This window comes from Hyphococcus formosus (genome assembly GCF_046736345.1).
Lineage (GTDB): Bacteria > Pseudomonadota > Alphaproteobacteria > Caulobacterales > Parvularculaceae > Hyphococcus > Hyphococcus formosus.
In genome coordinates this window covers 1,661,320-1,675,104 of sequence record NZ_CP157210.1, presented here as the reverse complement: position 1 = coordinate 1,675,104, position 13,785 = coordinate 1,661,320, and the positions used below count along the sequence as shown (strand labels likewise).

17 protein-coding genes are annotated in these 13,785 nt (G+C 50.6%); 2 read left to right on the top strand and 15 right to left on the bottom strand.

What is annotated here, in order from left to right:
• Positions 1–37 precede the first annotated feature (37 nt).
• The 3 genes from ABFZ83_RS07595 to ABFZ83_RS07585 all read right to left on the bottom strand — a co-directional run bounded on the left by ABFZ83_RS07595 (position 38) and on the right by ABFZ83_RS07585 (position 2,144).
• Positions 38–241 (bottom strand): cold-shock protein, encoded by a 204-nt coding sequence (locus ABFZ83_RS07595; protein ID WP_411815948.1) that lies wholly within the window; start codon positions 239–241, stop codon positions 38–40.
• A 345-nt stretch (positions 242–586) separates the two neighbouring features.
• Positions 587–871, bottom strand: coding sequence for a translation initiation factor IF-1 (gene infA / locus ABFZ83_RS07590; protein WP_369314762.1), 285 nt, complete (start codon positions 869–871; stop codon positions 587–589).
• Entirely contained in the window at positions 789–2,144 is a 1,356-nt protein-coding gene (locus ABFZ83_RS07585) for a DEAD/DEAH box helicase (protein ID WP_411815947.1), read from the bottom strand. Before ABFZ83_RS07585 ends, infA begins: the two co-directional genes overlap by 83 nt.
• Positions 2,145–2,438: 294 nt before the next feature.
• Between ABFZ83_RS07585 and ABFZ83_RS07580 the strand changes: the two genes are divergently transcribed.
• Positions 2,439–3,617: a PrnB family protein gene (locus ABFZ83_RS07580; RefSeq protein WP_411815946.1), complete on the top strand. Its 1,179-nt coding sequence runs from the start codon at positions 2,439–2,441 to the stop codon at positions 3,615–3,617.
• Between the two features lie 9 nt (positions 3,618–3,626).
• Here ABFZ83_RS07580 and ABFZ83_RS07575 read toward each other — a convergent pair whose 3' ends face one another.
• Genes ABFZ83_RS07575 through ABFZ83_RS07540 form a run of 8 tightly spaced genes read right to left on the bottom strand, consistent with a single transcriptional unit; the run spans position 3,627 to position 9,342 of the window.
• Complete coding sequence (locus ABFZ83_RS07575) at positions 3,627–3,968, bottom strand: hypothetical protein (protein WP_411815945.1); 342 nt, start codon at positions 3,966–3,968, stop codon at positions 3,627–3,629.
• Complete coding sequence (gene flhB / locus ABFZ83_RS07570; protein WP_411815944.1) at positions 3,949–5,052, bottom strand: flagellar type III secretion system protein FlhB; 1,104 nt, start codon at positions 5,050–5,052, stop codon at positions 3,949–3,951. The genes ABFZ83_RS07575 and flhB overlap by 20 nt, the downstream gene beginning before the upstream one ends.
• Positions 5,049–5,837 carry a flagellar biosynthetic protein FliR gene (locus ABFZ83_RS07565; RefSeq protein ID WP_411815943.1) on the bottom strand — a complete coding sequence of 263 codons (789 nt, stop codon included), beginning with the start codon at positions 5,835–5,837 and terminating at the stop codon, positions 5,049–5,051. The genes flhB and ABFZ83_RS07565 overlap by 4 nt, the downstream gene beginning before the upstream one ends.
• Before the next feature lie 3 nt (positions 5,838–5,840).
• Positions 5,841–7,925, bottom strand: a complete 2,085-nt coding sequence (gene flhA, locus ABFZ83_RS07560; protein WP_411815942.1) for a flagellar biosynthesis protein FlhA — start codon at positions 7,923–7,925, stop codon at positions 5,841–5,843.
• A 35-nt stretch (positions 7,926–7,960) separates the two neighbouring features.
• The gene (locus tag ABFZ83_RS07555) at positions 7,961–8,227 is read right to left on the bottom strand and encodes a flagellar biosynthetic protein FliQ (protein ID WP_411815941.1); all 267 of its coding nucleotides are present in this window, start codon (positions 8,225–8,227) and stop codon (positions 7,961–7,963) included.
• 18 nt (positions 8,228–8,245) lie between these two features.
• The gene (locus ABFZ83_RS07550) at positions 8,246–8,569 is read right to left on the bottom strand and encodes a flagellar hook-basal body complex protein FliE (protein WP_411815940.1); all 324 of its coding nucleotides are present in this window, start codon (positions 8,567–8,569) and stop codon (positions 8,246–8,248) included.
• Positions 8,570–8,581: 12 nt separating this feature from the next.
• The gene (gene flgC / locus ABFZ83_RS07545; RefSeq protein ID WP_411815939.1) at positions 8,582–8,974 is read right to left on the bottom strand and encodes a flagellar basal body rod protein FlgC; all 393 of its coding nucleotides are present in this window, start codon (positions 8,972–8,974) and stop codon (positions 8,582–8,584) included.
• A gap of 11 nt (positions 8,975–8,985) precedes the next feature.
• On the bottom strand, positions 8,986–9,342 hold the full coding sequence (locus ABFZ83_RS07540; protein ID WP_411815938.1) for a FlgB family protein: 357 nt from the start codon (positions 9,340–9,342) through the stop codon (positions 8,986–8,988).
• Between the two features lie 43 nt (positions 9,343–9,385).
• On the opposite strand from ABFZ83_RS07540, the gene ABFZ83_RS07535 reads away from it, so the two are divergent.
• Positions 9,386–10,783, top strand: coding sequence for a FliI/YscN family ATPase (locus tag ABFZ83_RS07535; protein ID WP_411815937.1), 1,398 nt, complete (start codon positions 9,386–9,388; stop codon positions 10,781–10,783).
• Here the strand turns inward: ABFZ83_RS07535 and ABFZ83_RS07530 are convergent.
• From ABFZ83_RS07530 to ABFZ83_RS07515, 4 genes are all read right to left on the bottom strand, one after another.
• The gene (locus ABFZ83_RS07530; protein WP_411815936.1) at positions 10,776–11,615 is read right to left on the bottom strand and encodes a DUF1217 domain-containing protein; all 840 of its coding nucleotides are present in this window, start codon (positions 11,613–11,615) and stop codon (positions 10,776–10,778) included. The genes ABFZ83_RS07535 and ABFZ83_RS07530 overlap by 8 nt on opposite strands.
• Positions 11,612–12,031, bottom strand: a complete 420-nt coding sequence (locus tag ABFZ83_RS07525; protein ID WP_411815935.1) for a flagellar biosynthesis repressor FlbT — start codon at positions 12,029–12,031, stop codon at positions 11,612–11,614. The genes ABFZ83_RS07530 and ABFZ83_RS07525 overlap by 4 nt, the downstream gene beginning before the upstream one ends.
• An 18-nt stretch (positions 12,032–12,049) precedes the next feature.
• The gene (gene flaF, locus ABFZ83_RS07520; RefSeq protein ID WP_411815934.1) at positions 12,050–12,433 is read right to left on the bottom strand and encodes a flagellar biosynthesis regulator FlaF; all 384 of its coding nucleotides are present in this window, start codon (positions 12,431–12,433) and stop codon (positions 12,050–12,052) included.
• A gap of 76 nt (positions 12,434–12,509) precedes the next feature.
• The gene (locus ABFZ83_RS07515; protein ID WP_411815933.1) at positions 12,510–13,703 is read right to left on the bottom strand and encodes a flagellin; all 1,194 of its coding nucleotides are present in this window, start codon (positions 13,701–13,703) and stop codon (positions 12,510–12,512) included.
• Positions 13,704–13,785 lie beyond the last annotated feature (82 nt).

Here is a 13,785-nt window from a genome sequence, read left to right as displayed (position 1 = left end):
TTCCCGTGCTGTCAAATGCCGCGAGGCAAGATGGTTTTTAGGCGACTTTCAGTGCAGTCGCCGAAGATTTGCCGCGATCTTCGGTAACTTCGAATGTAACAGACTGTCCATCATCTAGGTTGCGGATGCCCGCAGCTTCGAGCGCTGTTGCATGTACGAAAACATCTTTTCCACCTGTCTCAGGTGCAATGAAGCCGTAACCTTTTTGCGAATTGTACCATTTAACTGTTCCAGTAGCCATTTTTAATCCTCTTCAAACATGGCGATGTTGAGTGGGCGACGCCCAACTCTTTTTAAAAGCCGATGGTTTGGAGAGACTTCAAAAGCGAGTAGCAAAGCCCGAAAAGACGGCTCGAAATCATTGGCAGTATATAACTGCCTATTCGTGGGCGTCTATTCAAGTAAATTCTTTGTTTTACCTGTTCTTAAAGGCAGTTTTTCTGATTTTGTAATATTCAGCACTGTGATAATATCGCAATTCCGATGACTTTCGGCGCGAAAAGACTGGCTTATTTATCGTCAGTGCGTAAATGCGAAAAAGGGTGCCTCCAAAGGCACCCTTTTCTGCTTTAAGCTTTTGCGAGTGTTAACGCCGCTTGCGTGCAATTGCTGCACTGCGCTGTTTATTTGAGGCCGGACCTTGCGCCCCTTCGGGTTTGTGTCGGAACGTGATGCGACCTTTTGTTAGGTCGTATGCAGACATTTCGACGGTCACGCGATCGCCCGCAATCGTCTTGATGCGGAATTTCCGCATCTTTCCGCCTGCATAAGCAAGAATTTGATGGCCGTTATCCAGCGTGACTCGAAAGTTTCCGTCCGGCAGCGCCTCTGTTACGTCTCCGTCGAACTCGAGTAGTTCCTCTTTCGCCATGCTCTTTCCTCTTTTCGTCATTCGCGGCAACCTTCGGGCCATTGCTCGAAGTGCGCTTTTCGTTTTTGAATGGTTTTTTTGGCGCGCCTTTACCCGGGCGCGGTTTCCGGCGACGTGGTGGTTTTCCGCCACGTTTAGGCCCCTCAAATGGGATGTCCTCGCCATGCGTAACGGTGATTTTCTCACGCGTTAGCTTTTCGATAGACCGCAAATATGGCCGTTCGTCATTCGCGCAAAACGAAATAGCGATACCGGCTGCACCAGCACGGGCGGTCCGGCCAATACGGTGCACATAGGTTTCGGGAACATTCGGTAGATCGTAATTTACGACATGGGTAACGTCGCGAATATCAATGCCGCGGGCTGCGATATCAGTTGCAACCAATACGGATGCTTTGCCTGACCTGAATGCTGCGAGCGCACGTTCGCGTTGTGGTTGGGATCGGTTCCCGTGAATTGCGTGGGCGCGTATGCCTGCAGCATCTAGAAACCGTACAACTTTATCCGCACCATGTTTTGTCCGTGTAAATACAAGGCCGCGCGTAAACTCTTCGGCATTAACAATCTCGAGAAGCGAGGTGGCCTTTGCGCCCTTGTCGATAAAGCGGACGCTTTGATCGATTTTTGGACGTTCTTGAGCTGCGATTTCGACGCGCGCAGGATTCTGCAATAGGCTGCCGGCGAGCTTTGCAATTTCACGCGGCATGGTGGCCGAGAAAAATATGCTTTGCCGTTCCGTGGGAAGTTTTTGGGTGATTGAGCGGATGGCATGGATAAATCCGAGATCGAGCATTTGGTCCACCTCATCAAGGACCAGTGTCTCTACGCGGCTCAAGTCAATTGCTTTTTGTTCAATCAAGTCAACCAATCGACCGGGCGTCGCGACCAATACATCAACGCCTTTACGCGCCATCGCTTTTTGTTTGCCCATTGGGGCACCGCCAATTACGAGGCCCATTCGCAAATTTAACCGTCGGCCATAGGCCCGGAACCGGTCTAGTACCTGGGCGGATAACTCTCGAGTAGGGGTCAAGATCAGCGCGCGGCAATCTCCGGGGCGGCGTTGATGGGGCGTATCGACAAGGCGGTGAAGAATTGGCAGAGCAAACGCGGCCGTCTTACCACTGCCGGTCTGCGCGATGCCCAACAGGTCGCGGTCGCGTAATATTGCCGGTATGGCCTCCGCCTGAATTGGCGTTGGCGTTGTGTGTTTCTCGTCGGCGAGCGCCTGCATGATCGGCCGTGCGAGGCCGAAATCGGAAAATTGAGTCAAAACTATCTTTCTGTGCGCCGCTAGCGATAAGCCGAGCGGGGCAGCTATGGGTTCCGGAGAACCCGCGTGCCAGGGCGCTCTACATTTCTGGATTTTTGGGCCGATCCGGAATTTTCCGGTACACGCAACCCATACAAAGAGGGGAATATGCCTATTACTTGGCAAAATACAACCTGAAAGGCGCAAAAATAAAAGAGTTTTTGCAATGCAGCAATTTGGTGGCGGTCATGCGCACGCCAACAGAATGTGGTTAAGCTTTGAAAAAAGCGAATCAATTAGGCGGAAAACGCACTCATGAGCAAAAATGTCGAAGAATTCGAAGGCTGGCTTCGTACTGCCTTCGTGGAAATGAATACAGAACTCGAAAACCGCTATTTTGCGCAGGATGCGCGCGAAAATGTGGTTGGTATCGCTGATCCGATAAAGCACCAAATCCGAGATGAAGGGCATCAATATGTGGTTCGACTCTTGGCTGAAGGGAACACGGACGAGGGATTTGACCACGCTTTTAACTTGTTGGGTGATTTGGGGCTCTACATGGCCTCGCTTCGGCGGCATGAACTGACCAACCCAGCCAAAGAAGAAAAATCGCCTTTTCCGGAAGCCTCGGCCTTGGGTATGCAAATTGCGGCGTCGGTCGGCATGGTCCCGCGTTTTTCGACGGCGCATCTGGCAACTCATAATCAAGCGATTAATGGGCGACAAAAGAGTTTTACGTCGCTCAACGATGAGTATCTTTTTCTGGATTATAATACCCGAGGTATATTTGCCTTCATGCGGGCGTCGGATGCGCTGACGCGGATACTGCCTATTGGTATTTCTCATCCGGTCGCGCTGACCCTTTTGAATGATGCAGCCAATGCTTTGCGCGACGTCATAAAATATAATGACTACCTGTTTGATGAGCTTGATACGGATCGTTTCTTCTTCTCGGTCAGGCCTTATTATAAACCCTATCGGGTAGGGCGGCATGAATATCGTGGCGCAAATGCCGGTGATTTTTCCGGCATCAATGAGATTGATATGTTGTTGGGCCTTTGCAACGCGAATGACCCTTACTATTCGCAATTGTTGGTCGATAAAATGCTGTTTATGCCGCCAGCAGATCAGGCAAGTTTGCGTGATTGTATGCGGCGTCGATCTTTGCTGTCGCAATTTCTGGATGTGGCCGAGAAGAGCGCGAAAGAGCCATGGTTCATCGAAAATGCCAGTGCGTTTCTAGAGGTGTGTAAGTTACATGGTGCGACGGCGGCACAGCATCATGACAGGCTAGTTACGCGGTTCATAGAAAAGCCTTCCAAGGCATTGCCCGCAGAAAAGCTGACCCAAGTCACGGCGAGTGGTCCGCCGCTTGAGGTATTGTTGCGGTCACTCGAAGTTTTGCGGGATATGCGCCTTGCAGTGAAGCGCGATGACATTCGGACCAGCTATAATGATATCGAAAAATTGAAGCGCTATATCGGTGAGAAGTAAGGAACGCTTCTAGTCTTTATCTAAATCGTCGACGCGAATTTTCGAAGCCAATGCCTCTTTGATTTTTTGCCGTTGTGCCATTGTGCGTTGATGAGCTTCTTCACGCTCACGGTCGATCCGGCTTGCCTTATCTGTAAGTGCATGAAGATAAGAAAAAGCGTTGATGATCGTTGCTGGATCGGACTGTTTATTTTGCGACAAAGCATTCATTTTTTTGTCGAGTTGTCGTCGCTCATCTTCAAGTGCTGTTAACTCGTCTTTGATCGCGGCAAGTCGATGGCGCTCTCGGTCGAATTTCAGCGCCGCGATCACTTTTAGTTCCGCTAGCGGATCAGTTTTGTGGTTTGACATGGCCCTTCACTTTCGAACGCATTGCGTCAGCAAAATGAATAGCAGCAGCGACGGCGGCGAAGTGATCTCGCTTGATTTCTTCGCCGATTTCCACGGTGGCGTGAATTGCACGCGCCGTTGGTGGGTCTGATCGGATAGGTACGCCTGAAAGGGCTGCAACTTCACGAATTTTAGCGGCTATCTCGTCGGTACCTTTGGCGACGCAAACCGGTGCCATGCCTGCATTTCGATCCCATTTCAACGCGACCGCATAGTGCGTCGGGTTGACGATGATAACATCGGCGGACGGTACATCCTGCATCATTCGGTTGCGTGCGATATCCTGTCCGCGCTGCCGGCGATTTTGCTTCATGGTTGGATCGCCTTCTTGTTCCTTCATCTCCTTCTTCAACTCTTCAAGCGTCATTTTCAGGCGCTTATTGTGTTGGTGACGGCTCCATGGAAGGTCGATGAAAGCGATCGCTGCAGAAAAGATGACGATCGCACCTGCGAAGATAATACCTTCTTTGAGAATAGCCTCTGGAAGATATTGTGCGGGAAGGCGCGCTTCTGCCGGTAGATGGCCGAAGCGGGCCGCAAAAATAACGCCGAAGATGATGCAAACGACCAATAATTTGGTCGCGCTTTTGACGAATTCGCTAATACCATCGGGGCCGAATTTTTTCTTGGCATTAGATATAATCGACAGGCGCGATAATTTCGGTTTGATTTTAGAGGGCGCAAAAACAAATGCCCGCTGCGCGAATAATGCCGCCAGTACCCCTAACGCCGGCAATGCGAGAAATGGCATTATTCCCTGCATCGCAATTTTGCTTATGTCTGCGATGAAGATTGATCCATCGGGACCAAAAGCCTGTTTTGAAAAATCGTCCGGTTTTTCGAGCATCCGGGCTAGCGCAAAAGTAAGCGCTGAAACCGCCCCGCCGCCTGCGGCAACCAGCGCCAGGTAGAATCCGATATAGGATGCAGCTGCGTTTGCTTCTTTAGACTGAGGAACATCACCATCCCGCCGCGCTTTCTCAATTCGCGACGGGGTGGGTTCATGCGACTTTTCTGCGCCGTCATCTGATGGTTTGTCACTCACATCGCACCTGCAAACACATCAAATAACACACGTTGAAATCCAGCCAGCCAATCAAACAAAAGGATCGGCGCGGTGGCGGCAAATAGTGCAAGGCCCGCAAGCGTAATAGCAGGGGCACCGACAAAGGCGGCCATTAACTGCGGCATTGCCCGGCTCGCCGCGGCTAGAGCTAGAGAATAGAGAAATCCGAGAATGACAAACGGAGAGGAGAGGGCGAGAGACTTCATCAGGGCTTCACCGACTCTTCGAGAAGACCATTCGCCGGCTGCTTCTGCGCCAGGAAACATCCCATAGGGAAGAGTTTGGTAAATATCGACCAGCGCACTGACGAGATAAAGGTGGATCCCGGTGCTTGCCGCGAGGGCGACACCCGCCATGACAAGTATCGCGGCAAATGGAGATTCTGAATCGAAACCAACTGTTGGGCCAAATAGCTGGGAAAGCGAAAGATGTTGCGCGGTGATTGCGCCCGCGATTTGCAGGATAAAAATCATCAATCGCAGGCCGAAACCAATCAATAATCCGGACAATGCTTCTGCACTATAAAGGGATACAACATCTGCGGTCGTCGCCGGTGGCTGCATGTCAGGCGTTAATATAATAGGCGACAGAACAATGGTAATTGCAATTGCAGCAGCCAATCGAACCTGCACCGGTACGGCTTTTTCACCGAGGCCCGGCATCAAAAACGCAATTGCTGACACGCGCGTAAAAATACCGCCTATGAGAAAAACCATAGGCGCACCCGCTTCTATGAAGGGTGTGAGCGCGGCCAGAAAATCCATGACTTAGGCCGTCCCGACGAGAAGCGGTTTCAAACCGGAATCGATTTCTTCGTAAGACAGTACGGGGTTACGGATTTTCTTTGCGTGCAATACGGCGCGAATAAATCGGCGGCGTTTGGCCGAAGTCACCACAGCTGGATATAGGTTGCGAGCCGACGCATTGTTGATTTGTTCGACCACAGATTGCGCCAACCGGTTAAATTCATCGGGCGGAAGGGCAACGTCAGTTTGTGACCCTTGGCCTTGGGTTTCATGTTGGGTGAACGTATTTTCCCAATCGAGGCCAACCTGAATAAGGGGTAGGGCACCATCTTCGTTCTGCAGTGCGTATACGAATTGCCTTGAAATTCGCTGACGAACAAACTCGCTGACCTCTTCGGCAGAATTAAATATTGTGCGGCCTTCAGCAATTGTTTCAAGCATGACAGGAAGATTGCGGATAGGAACCCGTTCTTCCAGCAAGAGGCGGAATACAGTTTGTACAAATTCAATCGGTGCTTTGTCCGGTACAAACTCATCCAAAAGACGACGGTTTGATGCAGCACGCTCCGCATCCGAGTTCTTTACAAACTCATCGAGGATACGCTGCACTGAACGGCGCGTTACAAGGCGGCCAAAATTCTGTTTGATCGTTTCTAGTAGGTGGGTCGAAACGACTTCAGCAGGTTCAACAACGGCGTGGCCCAATGCCATTGCATCATCGCGTGCTTTTCTGTCGACCCAGCGTGCAGGTGCGCCATAGACCGGCTCCTCACAATCTTGTCCCGGAATCGGCAACTGTGCGAGATCATCAACGATAACCAAAACACGATCTTGAAAGAGCGTTCCTTTCGCTGCGGTCACGCCTTGGACTTTGACGACATATTCGTTTGCGCCGAGTTCCAGATTATCAGTTAGGCGAATTGGCGGAATGATAAAGCCAAACTCACCGGCAATATAATGGCGAATTTTAACGATCCTTGGTTCAAGACCGTTCACATTGTCCAGCGCAAGCGGGATAAGATCGCCCGAAAATTCAACGTGAATTTCGTCGACGTCAAGAATATCGCCGAGCGGTTTTCTCGTATCGACCGGTTTCTCTGCGGGTACCGCTTTTGCCGCCTTTGCTTCTTCTTCCTTTTTTTGGAACATGAAATAAGCGGCGGCAGCGAATACCGCAGCGCCAAGCGAAAACGGTAGAAACGGAAGGCCAGGCATTAGCGCAAAGATCGCCATGATGGCGCTAACCGTGCCAAGTGCTAAGGGGTTTGCGCCGAGCTGCGCAAACATTGCCTTGTCTGCTGATCCAGCAATTCCGCCTTTTGAAAGCAATAAAGCAGACGCTATTGAAATAATGACGGCTGGGATCTGGCTTACAAGACCATCGCCGACGGTCAGGATAGAGTAGGAGGCAACGGCATCGCCGACTGACATACTATGTACGCCAATCCCCATTCCCAATCCAACAACCAGATTAAGCATGGTGATTAATAGGCCAGCAATAGCGTCGCCTTTGACGAATTTCGATGCACCATCGAGCGAACCAAAGAATGTCGTTTCGTCCTGCTCCAAACGGCGACGGTCCTTTGCTTCTTCGTGGGAGATTGCCCCCGCCGCAACATCGGAGTCGATCGCAAGCTGCTTACCCGGCATTCCGTCAAGAGCGAAGCGTGCGCCGACTTCTGCCATACGGCCAGCACCCTTGGTGATGACCATGAAGTTCACGATGAGAAGAACGCCGAAGACAACTAGGCCTAGAAAAAGATTACCGCCCATCACAAACATAGCGAAGCCATGAATGACCGCTCCGGCAGCGTCGGGGCCGGTATGTCCTTCACCGATAATCAGCTTCGTCGAAGAGACATTGAGCGACAAGCGCAACATCAACGAGCCGAGAAGGACCGTAGGAAAAGCAGAGAAATCAAGTGGACGCTCTATAAAAAGCGTCATTGTAAAGATCAAAATCGCGAGTGCAAAAGATAGCGTCAAACCGATATCGAGCATCACTGACGGTACCGGCAATACCATCATGACGATTATTCCCATCAGGCCAAAAGCCAGCAGAACCGTTGTCTGGCCGGGAATATTCAGGTTTAACGCGCGATCCATGTTTGACCTTTTTGAGGTAGGGAAATGCCGTCCGGTTAGACGCCAGCAATTGTGGTGATTACGACGGAATCGAAGAGGTTAGCGAGAAGACGCGCCATATGTCCGGCGGTTAGCCAGAAAACGAGCAGCATCATGAGGAGTTTGGGTGCGAAAGTCAGCGTCAATTCCTGAATAGAGGTCAACGCCTGGAAAAGACCAACAATGATACCGACAACTAGTGCAGTGCCGATAATTGGCGCGCCCATCCATACGGCTGTCCACATGAATTGGCGGAAAATATCGGCGATCTCGACTTCAGTCATGACAAAATACCTAACTGATTAAACCGGCATCCGGATTAGTTCCTGATAGGCTTCAACCACTTTGTCGCGAACGGTGACAGCAGTTTCAACAGCGAGTTCCGCGGCCGCGAGGGCTTCAACGACGGAATGCGGATCTGCAGAACCCGTCATATAAGCCATGGAAGCCTGTTCACCTTTGGTAATGGTACTGGCTAGTTCGTGTACCGCCTTGAAGGCACTGTTGGTTTCTGGTGTTTGATCGGCACCTAATGCTTCTTGTGCCTTCGGCTGGTTAGCTTCGGATTTGAGAGCGGTCTTCGCTAAATTATAGCTTTGCGCTGCTTGATATGCGGGAAGTTTCATGATGGCGTCCCCTTATGATTTCAAAATGTCTAGTAGAGAGCTGTACATGTCCCGCGCCTGCCGAAAGACCTCAAGGCCAGCGTCATAGGAACGGGTTGCTTCGCGTGCGTCAGCAAATTCGGTCATCATGTTTACATTTGACATGACAACATAACCGTTTTCATCGGCAAACGGATTGCTAGGATCAAACACTCTTTCGCCGGGTGTTTTGTCCATGAAGGTGTCACTTATTTCTACTTTATTTACACCTTGATCGCGGTCAAAGACATTTTCGAACGCAACCATTTTACGCTGATAGCCATGTGTGTCTTTGTTGGCGATGTTCTCGCTAACGACTTCCAGGCGCTGCGCCTGTGCGCGCATCCCCGATGTGGCAAGTGAGGATATTTTATCAAACGGGTTCATTTCTCGCCTCCTTAGCTACGGCCTAAGCTGGATCGCAGCATGGAAAGTGTTTTTGAATAGATCGTCAAAGCTGTGTCATGGTCACGCGAGGCGGCGGTCGAACGGGTCATCTGATCTTCGAGTGATACAGTGTTTCCATTAGGTGAAGCGACGCCCGGCGTATTGATTTTATTGGCTTTGAATTGATCCGTATCCGACGTTGCGGCTCGCTCGCTGCGAGCGAAAGCATCGGAAAAGGGTTCAAGATCTTTTGCCTTGAAGCCTGGTGTGTCCGCATTCGCGATATTATCGGCAATTTGCGCATGCCGTTCCACGGAGTGGCGCGCGAGCAAAGAAGCGGTGTGCAAAATTTTCAAATCATTAAACATGTATACCTCGCTTTAACCAGGCGTAAGGGATATTTGCATCTATATGCTGAATGAACTGTTAACCACGATTGGTCCAAAGATGAGTTCTCTCGCGCCGCCAAAAGTTGAAAAACTATTAAAGACTGCCGGACCAAATCGTTATGGTGTTGTGGTCGCTACCGATGGGCTGTCACTCAAGATTGAGGGATTGGCCGGGCACGCCGCATTAGGCGACACTGTGTCTATTGCGACGGAAAGTGGACGCGATGTCAGCGCAAAAATTGTCGCGATGGACGGTGAGGTCATCACCGGTTTTGCTTATGACTCGCTAACCGGAGCCAGTGTCGGGAATATCGCTAGCCTTGATCATATTAATGGCGAGGCTTTTCCCTGCGATGACTGGATTGGTCGTATTATCGATCCGTTTGGATTGCCGCTTGATGGAGCACCACTCCGCCAGGGCAGTGTTGCAATGCCACTTGATGCACCCGCACCGAATGCAGCGATGCGAAAAATGCTTGGTCCACGCCTTGAAACCGGGATGTGTGTAATGGACACGCTATTGCCCATTTGTCGCGGGCAAAGAATAGGTTTGTTTGCCGGTTCTGGTGTCGGAAAATCGACAATGCTGGGAGATATAGCCCGGGGAGTAGACTGCGATATTGCGGTTGTCGCGATGATCGGTGAGCGTGGGCGCGAGGTTCGGTCTTTTATTGAAGACACGCTTGGACCTGATGGCATGAAAAAAACGATCGTGATTGCTTCAACAGCCGATCAATCGCCGCTTGCCAAGAAACGCGGTGCCAATCTCGCAATGGCGACAGCTGAGTATTTTCGTAATCAGAATAAGCAAGTTTTATTCTTGTTCGATTCGCTCACGCGATTTGCAGAGTCCCATCGCGAAGTTGCTCTTTCCGCCGGAGAGGCTCCATCTCTACACGCTTTTCCACCGTCGACCTTCCGAACGATTGCATCATTGGTCGAACGTTCAGGACCAGGTGAGGAAGGCCAGGGGGACATTACATCGATCTTTTCTGTTTTGGTTGCAGGGTCCGATCATAACGAACCCGTCGCAGATATGATCCGCGGTATTCTGGACGGGCATATTGTGTTGGAGCGAAAGATCGCGGAGCGCGGGCGCTTCCCTGCGATTGATGTTTCCCGTAGTGTGTCGCGGTCATTGCCAAAAGCGGCGACCGAAGACGAGAATTTGCTGCTTCGCGAAGCGCGGGCAATTTTACGTGCCTATGAAGACTCCGAAACCATTGTCCGTGCAGGTCTTTATGCCCATGGCGCAGATCCACAGATCGATCGCGCCTTGGAAATTTGGCCAAAGCTCGATCAATTTATTTCGGAAAAGCCGCGCGAAGGAGTTCGCGAGAGCTTTCAGCTGCTTGAAAGCATTGTGCATAGCGCGACGAAAAAATCATCCGCATCATTAAATGCGAATGCGCTTAGCTAACGAGAGATAAGAACAAATTCTGCGCCTGAGAACTCGCGCTTTGACCTGATAAAAGCGTCAATGCTGCCGACCCCGGCGTTGACGCAGTCGGTCCGTTTTCTAACTCGGAGAAAACAAAGAACCGGCGCAAAGCGTCTTCGACCACAGCTGGGTCTTTGAAAACGGCGGGTGACTTACCGCCAAATAGCTGGCTTGCTTTTTGTTCGAATAATTCTTTTTGCTGATCAATATCAGCGGTACCGATAGAAGCGGGAAGGCCAAAGGCACCTTCGAGTACGGTTCGCAGGGGCGTGTCACCCATGATTGAATACCAACCCACGCGATCTACGTTCGGATTTTCCGCAATCGTGGCGATCTCTCGTCGAAAATTCATGGCAAGGCGCATATCTGTGTTGACGTCGCCTACGCGTGCCTCGAATGCCTGTTGCATATAATCAGTTGCGACTTGCTCGCGGAACGACGAAATGAGAACGCGCGTCCCGCCGAGATTTCCATATCCAAAATCCTTTGCAAAGGCTTTCCATTTCGTGTCGTTCAGGCGGTTGGCGAAGGACGAGGGGTCATCGGTGCCTTCTTCGAGAACTTTTCGAACGAAGGCGGCCTTGTCGATTTCATCCTGCAAGCCATATGCACCAAGAGCGACAGTGAGAAGCTTTCGGTCTTTTACGAGATCCTCAGCCGTCAGTGCATTTTTTATATTCTCGGTGAAGTATTCAATGTTGCGCGTAACTTCCGGCGTATTTATGAAGGCCTCAAACTGACGATCCGCGCTGTTTTCGAATACACGCCAACCTAAATAGCCGCCAAGTGGAATTGCCGGCGTAAAGGTCATGATGCTAACGCACTATTCGAAGATGCGCGATCCAATAGAGCTTTTTCTAATTCGAAATGCCGCTTCACAGCGCGCATGACGACAAAGAATTTGTGTTCCTTCGAAGCTTCCTCTGCCCGCGCTAGGTCAATCGCTACTTCTCCGGAGAAAATGGACTTAAGCGGTTCGATGCCCGCACGGATTTCCGCATCCGCCTGTTTCGGATCGGCTTCACCGGCCATGGCGAGTTGGGCGATATAGTAAATACGGGTAAGGGGGGTTACCGCTTCTTCTTGTCGAATTGCATCGCGCGCGCGAAGTATCGAGACATCTTCCGACCGTACTCTTAAACTTGCGGCGCGGTCTCCATTTTGGAGTACCACGCCATTAACGAGCACTTTTTCATTCGGTTTAAGCTTTAAAACAAGCCCGGTCATGTCATCATTCCGCTTTTCTTACGCTGGTTCCGCCTGTCCCTGTAAACCACGAAGAACGTTTTGGTTGATCTCTACCAACGGTTCAGCACTCAATTTGTGATCTTGGTTCAGGATTTTGTTTGTGTGCTTTCTTGTAAACTCAAATAGGTAAAAAAGTTGCGCACGAAGATCGGCAGGAAGTTTATTTCCTTCGCCGACGACGTCAGTCGCAACAACAGTCCAGAATTCGAGATTCTTACTTAGCGCATTGATGAACGATGGAAGGTCTTCGTCACGCTTCTTTTCGGTGACGATAATCGCACTTGTCAGTCTGGCCAGTAGCTGGCGTTCGACGGCTCGTGGATCGGCAGTACTTTTAGTAGATTGATCATAGGCATTACGCGCCAGTGCCGATACCGTCATATTTTTAACCCCAGAATACCCAATTTAGTGTTGTAGAAACCGCGAAGGCCAATTGGCCTTCGCGGAATAGTTTAGTTTAGCGGAAGAGGCTAAGAACCGAGTTTGGGGACTGGTTCGCAATCGACAGAGCCTGAATACCAAGCTGCTGTTGAACCTGAAGAGACTGCAAGCGAGCAGATGCCTCTTCAAGGTCAGCGTCGACCAGTGCGCCAATACCGGTTTTCAAAGCGTCAGTTAGGTCAGAAATGAACGTATCCTGAATTTCGATACGTTTTTGAGCAGAACCAAATTCAGCTGCAGCATCAACCGCAGTCTGGATCAGGCCTTCAATTGCGACAAGCGCGGCATCAGCACCGGCCTCTGTCGAAACGTCAAGACCAGCAAGGCTCGCCAATCCACCACCAGAACCATCTGTCGAGTTCGCTTCGATTGCGACAGTAGCTCCAGAGTTGTTGGTGATATCTACTTGCGCATCGGTAGTGCCGTCACCAGCAACAAATGCGGCTGTAATACCTGTCAGGCCAGCATCATTAATGAGGTTTGTCAGCGCCTGACCAACATCATTTTCGTCGTCGCCTGTCTGAACTTCATATGCAAATTTACGGCCGTCAATTTTGACTTCGTATACGTCGCCAGCAGTGAAGGTTGCCGTGCCTTCAATATCGAGCGCGAAGACATTTGTGTTTGCAACAAGCTGAGCAGCAGAGTTCCCGCCGCCATTAACGCCAGTCGTTGTTGATGCCAGACCAGCAACCGCCGCACCAGCCGTTGTTTCCAGGCTTTGTGCCGTAATGGAAATAGGGCTCGCAGTCACAGTACCCGAGCCATCACGGTCAAGTGACGCCAGGAAGTCAGTTGTATCTGTACCTTTTAGGAAGTTCAGACCGTTGAACTGAGCAGCATTAACGATCGAGTCGATCTGCTTACGAAGCTGATCAACGTCTGTCTGGATTTTTGTGCGGTCAACGCCGTCTTCTTGTGCCCCAACGATCAGACCCTTCATGTCAGTCAAGAGTTCAGTAATTTGCTCCGCTGCACCCCGAGCAACTGAAACAGCTGAACTGCCAAGATTAAGTGACTGTGAAATCGCCTCAAAGCCTTTCACGTCTGAATCCATAACTGTTGAGATAGCAAACAAGGCAGCGTTGTCGCGAGCATTGCTGACACTTTTACCTGTCGAAATTTGTTCTTGAACCATCGCAAGATCTTTGTTGATTGAACGAAGGTTCTGCAAAGCGGTCATCGCGCTTGTATTTGTAAGTAGGCTCATTTTTTAGACTCCTGTTGGATCGTTGATTTAAACGGTCCGACCTCACAAGGAGTTGCCGGGAGTCCTGCGTTGAGGCAGGATT